8 protein-coding genes and 1 pseudogene are annotated in these 12506 nt (G+C 69.5%); 2 read left to right on the top strand and 7 right to left on the bottom strand.

Features of this window, described 5'->3' with window-relative positions; genetic code table 11:
* Nucleotides 1-50: 50 nt before the first annotated feature.
* The 3 genes from G6N09_RS06555 to G6N09_RS06545 form a co-directional block, all read right to left on the bottom strand.
* On the bottom strand, nt 51-1319 hold the full coding sequence (locus tag G6N09_RS06555; RefSeq protein WP_083026055.1) for an APC family permease: 1269 nt from the start codon (nt 1317-1319) through the stop codon (nt 51-53).
* A 15-nt stretch (nt 1320-1334) separates the two neighbouring features.
* Entirely contained in the window at nt 1335-2051 is a 717-nt protein-coding gene (locus G6N09_RS06550) for a VIT1/CCC1 transporter family protein (RefSeq protein ID WP_083026053.1), read from the bottom strand.
* 64 nt (nt 2052-2115) lie between these two features.
* Entirely contained in the window at nt 2116-3909 is a 1794-nt protein-coding gene (locus G6N09_RS06545; RefSeq protein ID WP_083026051.1) for a hypothetical protein, read from the bottom strand.
* Nucleotides 3910-3941: 32 nt separating this feature from the next.
* Between G6N09_RS06545 and G6N09_RS06540 the strand changes: the two genes are divergently transcribed.
* Both G6N09_RS06540 and G6N09_RS06535 read left to right on the top strand, forming a co-directional pair.
* Nucleotides 3942-4886: an NAD-dependent epimerase/dehydratase family protein gene (locus G6N09_RS06540; RefSeq protein ID WP_083026049.1), complete on the top strand. Its 945-nt coding sequence runs from the start codon at nt 3942-3944 to the stop codon at nt 4884-4886.
* A 148-nt stretch (nt 4887-5034) separates the two neighbouring features.
* Nucleotides 5035-9612: a cation-translocating P-type ATPase gene (locus G6N09_RS06535; protein WP_083026047.1), complete on the top strand. Its 4578-nt coding sequence runs from the start codon at nt 5035-5037 to the stop codon at nt 9610-9612.
* Nucleotides 9613-9622: 10 nt separating this feature from the next.
* On the opposite strand, the gene G6N09_RS19480 is transcribed toward G6N09_RS06535, so the two are convergent.
* From G6N09_RS19480 to G6N09_RS06520, 4 genes and pseudogenes are all read right to left on the bottom strand, one after another.
* Nucleotides 9623-9793 (bottom strand): Rv1535 domain-containing protein, encoded by a 171-nt coding sequence (locus G6N09_RS19480; protein WP_165756586.1) that lies wholly within the window; start codon nt 9791-9793, stop codon nt 9623-9625.
* A gap of 276 nt (nt 9794-10069) precedes the next feature.
* A pseudogene (locus G6N09_RS06530) lies at nt 10070-10402 on the bottom strand (DUF2304 domain-containing protein); the annotation flags it as partial.
* A 31-nt stretch (nt 10403-10433) separates the two neighbouring features.
* On the bottom strand, nt 10434-11132 hold the full coding sequence (locus G6N09_RS06525) for a polyprenyl-phospho-N-acetylgalactosaminyl synthase PpgS (RefSeq protein WP_083026045.1): 699 nt from the start codon (nt 11130-11132) through the stop codon (nt 10434-10436).
* 27 nt (nt 11133-11159) lie between these two features.
* Entirely contained in the window at nt 11160-12359 is a 1200-nt protein-coding gene (locus tag G6N09_RS06520) for a polysaccharide biosynthesis protein (RefSeq protein ID WP_083026152.1), read from the bottom strand.
* Nucleotides 12360-12506: the final 147 nt, after the last annotated feature.

Here is a 12506-nt window from a genome sequence, read left to right as displayed (position 1 = left end):
GTCGGCACCTCGGCGCGTTGGAGGTCCGCTCCACCGTTCAGGTGCTGGGTCTACGGGGTTGCGCGCAGCCGCGCGATCCGCCCGTGGGCGCCGTAGGCGACGACGCCGAGAGCGAAGACCACGAGCCCGGCCAGGACCGAGGCCAACGGCAAGGCGAACGCCACAACGGTGCAGCCGAGCAGGCCGACAAGCGGGATCAGGCGCGGCGGTCGGCCCTCGGCGGGCGTCAGGGTCCAGGCCGCGGCGTTGGCCACGGCGTAGTAGACCAGGACCGCGAACGAGGAAAAACCTATGGCGCCGCGGATATCGGCGGTGGCGGCCAGGATTGCGACCACCAGGCCTACGGTGATCTCGGCGCGATGCGGTACGCCGAACCGGGGATGTACCGCGGTCAGGTACGTGGGCAGATACCCGTCCCGGGCCATCGCCAGAGTGGTGCGTGACACCCCGAGAATCAGGGCCAGTAGCGATCCGCCGGCCGCCAAAATCGCCCCGATCTGCACCGCTACGGCCAGCCTGCCGGCCCCGGCGACGGTGACGACCTGCACCAGAGGTGCGGGTGCGTCGGCGAGGCCTTGCGGGCCGAGGACCTTCAGGGCCGCGGACGCCACCAGTGCGTAGACCGCCAGCGTGATCCCCAGCGCGATCGGGATGGCGCGCGGGATGGTGCGCGCCGGGTCCCGAACCTCCTCACCCAAAGTGGCGATGCGGGCGTAGCCGGCGAACGCAAAGAACAGCAGGCCCGCAGCCTGGAGCGCCCCCGGCACCGACGCAGGCGAGTCGGAGGATTCCAGAGGTGCAACTCCTTTGGCGCCCAGCGCACTGCACACCACCGCTGCCAGTACCGCCAGTACCGCAGCCACGATGGCCCGGGTGAGCCACGCTGACTTCTGGACGCCCATCACGTTGACCGTGGTGAGTCCCAGCACCGCGGCCACGGCGATCGTGTGCCCGTGCGCGGGCCAGGCGTAGAGCCCGACCGTCAGCGCCATCGCCGCGCACGACGCTGTTTTGCCGACGATGAATCCCCACCCCGCCAGGTAGCCGAAGAACGGGCCCAGGCGTTCGCGGCCGTAGACGTAGGTGCCGCCGGAGGTCGGATATCGGGCGGCCAGCCGCGCCGAGGACGTCGCATTGCAGTAAGCGATGACGGCGGCCACCGCCAGACTGATCAGCATCGCGCGGCCTGCGGCTCGTGCGGCCGGCCCCAGCGCCACGAAAATGCCGGCGCCGATCATCGCGGCAAGCCCGATCGTCACTGCGTCGAACATGCCCAGCTGTCGGCGCAGCGGCGGCCTCCCTCCGTCAGGCTCCGTCATCGCTGCGGACCCGCCCTAGCTGATTGTCTGACCGACCAGGTGGCCGATCAGGTACGTGGTCGCCAGCGCAAGCGCACCGCCGGTAGTGTTGCGGAGCAACGCCTTTCGTACTTCTGCCCCGCCAAGGCGGGCCGAGACCACGCCGGTGAGCATCAGGGCCAGCAGTACCACCACGACCGTGACCGGGACCCGCCACGCGGTCGGCGGTGCCAGGATCGCCACCATGGGAAGCAGTGCCCCGAGGGTGAACGCCAGGGCCGAGGCCGCGGCGGCCTGCCACGGGTTGGTCAGATCGTCGGGGTCGATGCCCAGTTCCACCTCGGCGTGTGCGGCGAATGCATCGTGTTGGGTCAGCTCCTGGGCCACCAGCCGGGCGGTCGCCGCCGATAGCCCTTTCTCCTGGTAGAGACCCGCAAGTTCTTCGAGCTCGGCGGCGGGATCTTGTTGCAGTTCACGGCGTTCTTCGTGAAGCACGGCCCGCTCGGTGTCACGCTGAGTACTCACCGAGACGTATTCGCCCAACGCCATCGATACCGCGCCGGCGGCCACGCCCGCGATGCCGGCGGTGAAGATCGGACCGCGCTGCACGGTCGCCGCGGCGACGCCGACCACGATGCCGGCCACCGACACGATGCCGTCGTTGGCGCCCAGCACCCCGGCGCGCAGCCAGTTGAGCTTTGCCGTCAACGAGCCCCCGTGCGGCTCGGCGGTGTGGGCAAGGCGTGTCGGCATGCGCGTCACCGTAGCCGTCTCCCGCGGTCGAGACCAGGGGAAACTGTCACGAGATGAGCGTGACCTAGCGCGGAGCCAGGTACCCGACCGGCCCCACCGCGATACACACCGACAGTGCGGCGGTGTCGGCGCGTGCGCTCACGTTATGTCCGGCGCCGGGGAGCCGTACGAAGGCACGGTTGAGGCCAGGGCGGACCCGGACCCGGACGTCGGGCCCGTCGGTCAGCGACAACGTCATCGCGCCGTCGACGTTGGCCAGGTAGTTGATCTCAGCAGTCCAGTCCGCGGGCAGCAGTGGGCCGTCCAGTGTCAGTGTCGCCGGACGGTCCTGCTGTACCAGATATCCGCATCGCGGCACCGGACCGGCCACCAGGGAACGCACCCAGGTGACCTGTGCGTCGACCACCGTCCCCGTGTTGGTCAGCATTCGCAACTCGGTTGTCGTCGAAGCGAATTCGGGGCGGTCGTGAACCAGGGCGAACAGGTGGCTGGCCAGGTTCTCGGGGTAGACGACCCGCTGCAGCACCAGTGGATCCACCTCTTGGTCGAGCAGCGGTGCGTCGGAGTCGCCGTGGGCTCTGGCCAGGTCGCGCAGCGCATTCTGCAGGTAGCCGCGGGCCGGATCGTCTCGCCAGCACGACAGGAACGTCCCTGTCGAGTACAGGCTGCTGGCGGTGAACGCCGTGGCCAGCAGCGCCACCGCTGCCCCGCGCCGGGGCGAGGCATTCAGCCACCGCGAGGACTCCCGGTTGGGGGCGGACAAGCCGACGGCACCCAGAATGGCCAGCACCACCACGAGGTCGGCCAGGTAACGCAGGGTCTGGGCCAGCTCTAAGGCGGTGAACGCCGAGGACCGCATCAGGTAGATCGGGACCTGGCAGGCCAGCGCATAACCTGCCGCGGCCAGCCACACCGGCGCCAGGCGATCCTTGCGTGCCAGGGACAGCGCCAGCAGTCCGGCCAGCACCAGCCAGCCAAGCGCCATCACCAGCGGTCCCGGCAGTGCCCACGGCGACGCGGGGGCCCACCGTGCCCAGCTCCACGGGCCGCCGGCCAGGCTGGGGACGATGCCGTGGGTGATCGAGCGCAGCAGCAGGTCGCCGGTCATCTCAAGGTCGAAGCTCCACCGCTTCTGATTGACCACCGCCAGGTAGACCCCGATCCACGCCACGGTCACGGCCAACAAGGCGGTCCACATCCGCGAACCGGCCCGCCACACACCGCTGGCGGCCGCGGTCAGCGTCGCCCCGCGGACATAGCTCAACAGTGCGGTCACCGCGAACGCGACAAACGGGATCACCGCCGCCTTCTCGAAGAACAGCAGTGCGCCCAGACAGGCCGCGGTTGCGGTGTATGCGTAGCGCCGATTCCCCGTGCGCACCAACAGGATCGCGTCGGCGCACACCCAGGACAGCGCCGCGCACAGAGGCAGCGAGTTCAGCGCAGCCGCCCACCATGCGAAGGCCGGTAGACCCAGCGGGGACCACAGCGCGAAGGTCAGCGGGACCAGCAGCACCGGCCGCCAGCCCAGCACCACCCACAGGACTCGCAGCAAGGCGCACGACGACAACGCCTGAAGTACCACCAGGCTGGCCGCCGGCGCGGCCCATTGCAGTGGCCACAGCTTGGTGAGGGCGCCGGCCACCAGGTAGGCGCCGGGCATCACATGACCGTCGTGATCGTCGAACAGGTATGACGGCGACAACAGCGGGTGGGTGCCGGCCCGGCCGATGAGGATCAGGTCGTCCCAGTAGAAGTAGCCCCCGAACGCCACCACCGCCCGGACCAGCAGCTGGGCGGCGATCAATCCCACCGCCACCCAACAGACCCAGGGCAGGGCAGCCAAACGCGTGCGCATCCGTCTTTCTTACCTGTCGGTATGGTGGGCCGGTGCGAGCACTGGTCACCGGGGCAGCCGGGTTCATCGGATCTACGTTGGTCGACCGCCTGCGGGCGGACGGCCACCAGGTAGTCGGCCTGGACAATTTCGCCACCGGCCGCGCCCTCAACATCGAGCACCTGGCCGACGACGCCGGGTTCAGCTTCGTCGAAGCTGACATCGTCTCCGCGGACCTGGGTGCGATTCTGGCCCAGCACCAGCCCGAGGTGGTCTTTCACCTGGCCGCCCAGATCGACGTCCGCCACTCGGTGGCCGACCCGGTCTTCGACGCCTCGGTCAACGTCGTGGGCACAATCCGGCTCGCCGAAGCCGCCCGGGCGGCGGGGGTGCGCAAGATCGTGCACACCTCCTCGGGCGGCTCGATCTACGGCACCCCGCCGCGCTATCCGACCGGTGAAGACGTCCCGACCGACCCCGCTTCGCCCTATGCCGCCGGCAAGGTCGCCGGTGAGATCTACCTCAACACCTTCGGACACCTCTACGGGCTGCAGTGTTCGCACATCGCGCCGGCCAACGTCTACGGCCCGCGTCAGGACCCGCATGGCGAAGCCGGGGTGGTGGCGATCTTCGCCCAGGCACTGCTGGAAGGCAGGCCCACCAAGGTCTTCGGGGACGGATCCAACACCCGCGACTACGTCTTTGTCGAGGACGTGGTGGACGCCTTCGTCCGGGCCTCGGGCGAGGCCGGTGACGGGCAACGGTTCAACATCGGGACGGGGGTCGAAACCTCCGACCGGCAGCTGCACTCGGCGGTGGCCGCCGCCGTCGGCGGACCGGACGACCCGGAGTTCCACCCGCCGCGCCTCGGTGACCTGTTGCGCTCCTGCCTGGACATCGAACGTGCTCGGCGAGTGCTGGGATGGAGCCCACAGGTGGCCTTGGCAGATGGTGTGACACGCACCGTGGAGTACTTCCGGCAGATGAAGTCCATCTGAATTTCTGTGGCATACTGGCCGGTCGGAGGGGAGTATTCCCCAATTCGCAGTGTCGTCATCACGTCGCCCGTCATCGGGTGACCGGGGCTGTGGGCCGGGCGACCGGCGGAAGAGACCTCCAGCGCACCAAAGACGCTGGAGGCAATCCATGGATGTTTTCGCAATCGGTCGTTTTGGCCTGGACACCGTCGGCGCCGTCGCATCGGCGAGCCTCGATCTCGCTGCCATCCCGTTGCGCGAAGGCGCCAAGATTCTGGCTGGTCAGAGCTCCGATCTGACCAGTCGGCGTAGCTGGCGCGGTGCCGGGCGGGCCTGGATCGACGTGCGTGGCCTCGACGACCCCGACGGTCCCGATATCGGAGCCGAGATTCTGGACGCCCTGCAAGCCAAGCCCGGTGTCACCTCGGTGCGGCTGAACCGGCCGCTGTCCCGAGTGATCGTGGAGATCGGCGACGATGTTTCGCTGGCCGACCTATGCGCCACGGTGGAAGCCGTCGAAAAGGGCGTCGAACTGACTGCCGCCGAGGCCGCGGCGCTGCCGGGCGACGGGCTGCTGCTGGCCACCAAAGGCGCGATGGTGGGCGCCAACGCGGTGGGCCTGGCTATCGCCACTGCAGGCAGCCTGCTGCGGTGGCCGGCCGCACCCAAGATCTTCGACGCGGCGGCATCGGTGGCCCGCTATCAGCCGCTGGTCCGCAACGCGCTGGCAAGCCAGATCGGCCCGGCAAAGACCGACAGGGTGCTCTCGCTGGTCTCACTCGGGTCGCACGTGATCACCATGTCCCCGGCGATCCTGGCGGTGGACATGATGGTGGAGGGCCTCAAGGCCTCCGAGACCCGCGCTGGTGCGCTGGCGTGGAATCGCTACGAGCCGCAGCTGGCTCGATACGCAGAACACCCGGACGTGCACACCACCGAGCGGCCTGTTCCGCGGCCCGAGGGTGTCGCCGAGCGTTATCTGAAGGGCACCGCGGTAGCGCAGGTGGTCAGTGCCGGGGTGGTGGGCGCCCTGACCCGCAACCTGGACATGACCTCGAGTGCGATCCTGGCCACGTCGCCCAAAGCGGTGCGCACCAGTTGCGAATCGTTTGCTGCGACGCTGGGGCACGGTTTGGCGGACGCGCACGGGGTGCTGCCACTGCGGCCGGACAGCCTGCGCCGTCTCAACAAGATCGACGCCGTGGTCATCGACCCGCGGGTGCTGACCGGCGAACAACGCCGAGTCGTGCAGATCCGCGGTGCGAGCGAGCACGAGCTGCCGAAGGCATGGAACAACGCACAGGGTCTGCTCGACAAGACCGGACTGCGCCCGGGCTGGCATCGGGTTCCCGGGATGGCGGTGCGTGGGTCGACCCGCAAGGAGCCGGTGGATGCGCTGATCCTGCCCGCCCACCATGCGCTGGCCTCCGCGGTGGTGCTCGAAGGTCGTTCCTCCGGCGCGGAATTGGTCACCGTGGACATCGAGATCCTCGGCGAACTGCGGCCCGGATTCGACGAAGTCCGCTCGTTCTCCGGTGACGACATCGACGGCGCCCTGGCCGCCGCCGTGACCGATCTGCAGCAGGCAGGACGCACCGTTGCGGTGCTGTCCACCGTGGCAGCGCGGGCCCTGGCCGCAGCGGATCTGGCGTTGGGTGTCATGCCCACAAGCGAGCATGCCGACACCGCGCCGCCTTTTTATGCCGACCTGCTGTTGGCCGACCTGGCCGGTGCGTGGCAGCTGCTGCGCGCGCTGCCGGCCGCCCGGACGGCCGCCGAGCGTGGGGTCGCGATCTCGATTGGGGCCTCGTCGATCGCCGGACTGCTGCTGGTCCGCGGGGTACGGGCGACCATCCCCGGCGTCGGGCCGGCCCCAAGCCGCGGTCCCGGCCCGGTGACCGTCGGTGCCGGCGCCGGAATGCTGTCGGGCTACCTGCTCGCGCGCCGCGTGCTGCGGGCGCACGCGCCCAAGCCGGCCCCGGCCTACGAGTGGCACGCCATGACGGTGGAGCAGGCGCGGGAGCTCTTGATGCCCGACGCGGTGCTGCCGCTTGCCCAACGCGCTCCTCTAGACGCCCAAGACCAGGGCATGTTCTGGCCGTACTTCCACGCTGTGCGTGAGGAGTTGTCCGACCCGATGACGCCGATTCTGGCGTTGTGCTCGGCGGCGACGGCCATGCTGGGCTCGCCGATCGACGCGGTGATGGTGGGTACGGTGCTCACCGGCAACGCCATGCTGGCCGCTTATCAGCGGCTGCGGGCCGAGAGCCGGCTGAACACATTGCTGGCTCAGCAGGCCCCACCGGCTCGGGTCGTGTCGATAGGTGCCGACGGTGCCCCGAGCTACCACGAGATCGCCGCTGAACAGCTGCTGCCCGGCGACCTGATCGAGGTTCGCAGCAACGAGGTGGTGCCCGCGGATGCCCGCGTCATCGAGGTGGCCGACGTCGAGGTCGACGAGTCCTCACTGACCGGCGAATCGCTGTCGGTCGGCAAGCAGCTGGACCCGACTCCCGGCGCCGAATTGGCGGAGCGCAGCTCCATGCTTTACGCGGGAACCACGGTGATCGCCGGCAAGGCGCTGGCGATGGTGACTGCGGTGGGCGCCGACACCCAGGCCCGCCGGGCCTCCGAACTGGCCTCGGGGGACCTGCCCGAGGTCGGCCTGCAGCACCACCTGTCCCAGCTGATGTACCGGACCTTCCCCTACAGCGCCGCCGGCGGCGTGGCGGTCGGTGCGCTCGGTCTGCTCCGCCAGGGCGGGCTGCGGGTGGCACTCGGCAACGCGATCGCCGTCGCGATCGCCGCGGTTCCGGAGGGCATGCCGCTGATGGCCACCCTGGCCCAGCACGCATCGTCGCAGCGGTTGAGCAAAACCGGTGCGCTGGTGCGGATTCCGCGGTCGGTGGAGGCTCTCGGACGGGTCGACGTGGTCTGCTTCGACAAGACCGGGACGCTCAGCGAGAACCGGCTACGGGTCGCCACGGTGCGCCCGCTGGCGGGCTATTCCGACGACGACGTGCTCGGTACCGCAGCGCAGGCGGCGCCGGCCCCCGATGGTGCGGCGCACGCGCACGCCACCGACCAGGCCATCGTCGAGGGAGCGGCGGCCGCAGCCGGTGCCCGGGCGTGGATCGAACCCGACGCGCACCTGCCGTTCCGTTCCGGCCGCGCCTTCTCGGCCTCGGTGCTGGGATCGGAGCTGCTGGTCAAGGGCGCACCGGAAGTGGTGCTGGGGGCCTGCAAGAACGCCGGCGCCGAGGTCGAGCAGCAGGTGGCCGAGATGGCAGCCCAGGGGCTGCGGGTGATCGCGGTCGCGCACGGCGCGCTGACCGCCGCTCAGGTGCGCCAGGTGTGCGACGATTCCGACCGGATCACCGAGGTGAGCGCGGCCGGACTCACGCTGATCGGGTTCCTCGGCTTGGCCGACACCCCCCGGGCCGACGCTCCGCAACTGCTGGCCGATCTGGCCGCCCGCGGCGTCGACATCCGGATGATCACCGGTGACCACCCGATCACCGCCACCGCGATCGCCGCCGAGATGGGTGTGACCGTCGCCCCGGAGCAGGTCATCACCGGCTCGGAATGGAATGCCTTGAACCGCAAGGAACAAGAGCGCGTGGTCTGTGATCGGGTGATCTTCGCTCGGATGTCGCCGGAGAACAAGGTGCAGATCGTCCAGACGCTCGAGCGCGCCGGCCGGGTGTCGGCGATGGTGGGCGACGGCGCCAACGATGCCGCCGCGATCCGGGCTGCCACGGTCGGACTGGGCGTCGTCGCACACGGCAGCGACTCAGCCCATGCCACCGCTGACGTAGTGCTGACCGACGGTCGGATCGGTGCGCTGGTCGACGCGATCGACGAGGGCCGGCGACTGTGGCGCGGCGTGCAATTGGCGATCTCCGGGCTGCTGGGTGGCAATGCCGGCGAGGTGATGTTCTCCGTCATCGGCACGGCCATCACCGGAAACTCTCCGCTGAACACCCGGCAGCTGCTGTTGATGAACACCCTGACCGACGCGCTGCCCGCCACCGCCGTGGCGGTGAGCACACCGGCCGGGCCGATCGGTGACGCGGTGCCCGGCCTCGATGAGCGCAAACTGTGGCGCGCGGTGGCGTTCCGCGGCGGTGTGACTGCTGCAGCGGGCACGGCGGCCTGGGCGATGGCCTCGGTAACGGGTCTGCCGCAGCGGGCTGCCACGGTGGCGCTGATCTCCCTGGTGACCACCGAACTCGGTCAGACCGTGGTCGATTCGCGGGCGCCGATGGTGTTGGCCACCGCGGCCGGATCGTTTGCACTGTTCGCGGGCATCGTCTCCACGCCCGGGGTCAGTCAACTGTTGGGGTGCACACCGGTCGGCCCGATCGGCTGGGCACAGGGCCTCGGCACGGCCGCGGCGGCCACCGCCGCAGTCGCCGTGGCGAGTCGGTTCTCGGCCCCGACCAAGGAGCTCGCGGCACCCAGTGCGCAGACCACGGCCCCCGTCGTGGAGATCGCCACGGTCCCCCCGACGAAGACCCCGGCCGCAGAGAAGTCCGCGCCGGCGAAGAGGGCTCCGGCTGCGAAGAAGGCGGCCCCGGTCAAGAAGGCCCCGGTCAAGAAGGCGACGGTCAAGAAGGCGACGGCGGCGAAGAAGACTCCCGCTGCGAAGAAGGCCACGCCGGCCGAGAAGGCCCCGGTCAAGAAGGCCCCGGTCAAGAAGGCCGCCGCGAAGAAGTCTTCGGCGAAACTGGAGCTGGTGCGCTGAGGTCGACTCGTTACGCCGGCTGACGCACCGGCACCGGCGCGAGGGTCCGCTTGGATGCGGGAAGTCGAGCCTCAAGCAGGCCGGCACGCCAGGCCAGCGCATACAACTCAATCATCGGAACTGTCAGCAGTGCCCCTGTCACGTCGGCCAGGGGTTCTGCCAGGACTTCGGTGGCCCTCATAACTAACACGGTGCAGGTTCGAAGGGGCCGAGCGGCAAACCCGCTGTTACCGCTGGGACAACTGTTGCCGAATTACTGTGGTTCCAGCGTCGCTGAACCGCCCGGTTCATGCGGCGGTTCCAGCTTCGGCTCTCCTGCGTCGAGCCTCGCTGAACCGCCCGGTTCATGCGGCGGTTCCAGCTTCGGCTCTCCTGCGTCGAGCCTCGCTGAACCGCCCGGTTCATGCGGCGGTTCCAGCTTCGGCTCTCCTGCGTCGAGCCTCGCTGAACCGCCGGTTTCAGGGGGTTGGGCGTGCGCCAGTGCGATCACCCTCGCCAGCCGGGCATAGCGCAGTTCCAGGTCGCGGAATCGCATATAGGTGCTCAGCGTGGTGAATGCGAACACCATGACCAGCACGTACAGCATCAGATCGGTGCCGCGACGCACCCCGAGCCAGTTGGCCACGACGGTGGTGTCGTCGGGGCGCAGCACCGCATAGATACCGGCCACCACGAACACCAGGTAGCCGACCTTCACCCAGGCCCTCGACTGGGCCGAGCCCCGGGACAACAGCAGGTAGATCAGCAGCGCTAAAACCGCCGCGATCAGGAGGACTTTGATCCAGTTCAACGAAGGCCCCTCTTCATTCCGGCACCGTCGCTCATCGGGACATCCGCTTGCGCAGCAACCCGTCGAACAAGATGTTGACCCCGTTGAGCAGCGGCTGCCCCTTGGCCTTGGAGTACTCGGTGTAGAGCACTTCGACTGGCTCTTCTCCCACCCGCCAGCGGTTTTCGGCGATCAGGGCGATGAACTCCCCGGCATGGCTCATCCCGTTCATGGTGAGGTCGAGACGGTCGGCTACCCGGTGGTTGAACACCCGCAGGCCGTTGTGGGCGTCCGAGAGTCCGAGGCGGCGAATCCGTGGGTTCAGACCCACCGCGGCCCGCAGCACCAGGCGTTTGAGCACCGGTACCGACGCGGTGGCCGCGGGGGTGCCGAATCGAGTGCCGATGACGATGTCGAGGTCGTCGGTGTCAAGACGATCGATCATGCGCACCAGGTCGGCAACCCGGTGCTGGCCGTCAGCGTCGAAGGTGGCGAACAGGCGCGCAGCGGGCCGATGGCGGGCGAACTCGACCCCGGTCTGGATCGCCGCGCCTTGACCGAGATTGACCGGATGACGCACCACGTAGGCCCCCGCCGCTCGGGCCAGGGCAGCGGTGTCATCAGAGCTGCCGTCGTCCACGCAGACCACCGAGTCGAATACCGAACGGATCCCGGCGATCACGTCACCGATGACGGTCGCCTCGTTGAACGCCGGAACGATGATCCAGACATCGGGGTAGCGGGTGTCGATGTTCTAGAAAGTACACGCTCGATGCGACTACGAATCGGTGCGCAACGCTGTCAGATGCACCGCGATACCCACGAGCGGGCCACACATCAGGGCCACCACGGTTCTGGTCGGCAGTTCCAACGGGAGCAGCAGGAGCAGGGTGGAGACCACCGTGGCGCCCACCCAGCCCAGCGCGTAGGCACGATGCAGCGCGGCGGCGACCGTCGCGGCGCCGGTCAGCGTCAGCAAGGCGATCGCGGTGGCCGCCGTGGTCAGTCCGGCCAACAGCAGACCCTCGGCTCGGTAGTCCGGGCCGAACACCGTGCGCAGCAGCCACGGGCCCAGCAGGCCCGCCGCCACGGCGCCCACCGTCCCCAGCGCGGCGACGGCGGCCGCCGGGGTGCCCAGCGCCCGCAGCCGGCGACCGCGCTGGTCGACGAAGTGCGCGATCAGATTGCCCTGCATGGCGGTCAGTGGCACCAGTAGCGGTGCCCGGGTCACCGTCACCGCCAGGATCACCACACCGCCCGCGGCGCCCAGCTCGCCGTAGGTGGCCTGCAGCAGCACCGGAAAACCCATCACCAGTATCGCGCTGGCCCCGGCGGCGGTGATCGAATGCGCCGCGCCACGGAGGAACTGGACTGTCCGCACCGGGGTGAGCAGTCGGGCGGTCGAGCGGGCCGCCGGGGAGGCAGCCAGCAGCAACAGCCAGGCCAATGCGCCGGCCACGGTTGCCCACAAGAACCCGACCAGGCCCCAGCCGATCACGAAGGTCGCGGTGGCCACGGCCACCCGCATGCTCGCATCGGTCACCATCAGCGCGCCGTACTGCGTCCACCGGTTGGCCCCGGCCAGCATGCCCAGCAGCGCGGCGTGTACCGCGAAATTGGCCAGCCCGAAGCAGAGCAACACCACCGACAGCCAGCGCGCCTCAACGAACACGTGGCCGCTCCACAGGGGGGAACTGGCGGCGAGCACCCCGGCCGCCGCCAGCCCGGTCAGACCGGCCACCCGCAGGGGGCGGGTATGCGGGGTGGATGCGGGGTCTGACCCGGCATCCTGGGCGAAGCGGACTTCGCGGGTGGTCTCCTGCAGCAGGCCGTTGGCGGCACCGTTGACCAATCCGAACGCGCCCCAGAACACGCCGAACACCGAGAAACCGGCCGGATCCAGGTCACGGGCGGCCAGGTAGAGCACCGCGTAGCCACAGAGCGCGCTGAGCAGGGTCGCAGTGCCCACCCGGGCCATGCTGGCCCGGGCAACCGGGCCACTGGCCAGCCCGCGGGGAAACCCGGGGGATCCGGTACCACCCACATCGGTCACCACGGCGAAAATACTAAGCGGGCGACGGGGTACCGTCGGGCAGCCCGCTGAACTGACTCGACGACCGGAGGC

This window comes from Mycolicibacter minnesotensis (assembly GCF_010731755.1).
GTDB classification, from domain to species: Bacteria; Actinomycetota; Actinomycetes; order Mycobacteriales; family Mycobacteriaceae; genus Mycobacterium; species Mycobacterium minnesotense.
Note: the sequence above shows the minus strand (reverse complement) of the source record. Positions and strands in the feature narration are given on the sequence as shown.

Bases quoted from the DNA above. Each gene is read 5' to 3' on its own strand.
- G6N09_RS06555 (WP_083026055.1), bottom strand. From the start codon at position 1,319: ATGACGGAGCCTGACGGAGGGAGGCCGCCGCTGCGCCGACAGCTGGGC.
- G6N09_RS06550 (WP_083026053.1), bottom strand. From the start codon at position 2,051: ATGCCGACACGCCTTGCCCACACCGCCGAGCCGCACGGGGGCTCGTTG.
- G6N09_RS06545 (WP_083026051.1), bottom strand. From the start codon at position 3,909: ATGCGCACGCGTTTGGCTGCCCTGCCCTGGGTCTGTTGGGTGGCGGTG.
- G6N09_RS06535 (WP_083026047.1), top strand. From the start codon at position 5,035: ATGGATGTTTTCGCAATCGGTCGTTTTGGCCTGGACACCGTCGGCGCC.
- G6N09_RS19480 (WP_165756586.1), bottom strand. From the start codon at position 9,793: ATGAGGGCCACCGAAGTCCTGGCAGAACCCCTGGCCGACGTGACAGGG.
- G6N09_RS06520 (WP_083026152.1), bottom strand. From the start codon at position 12,359: ATGGCCCGGGTGGGCACTGCGACCCTGCTCAGCGCGCTCTGTGGCTAC.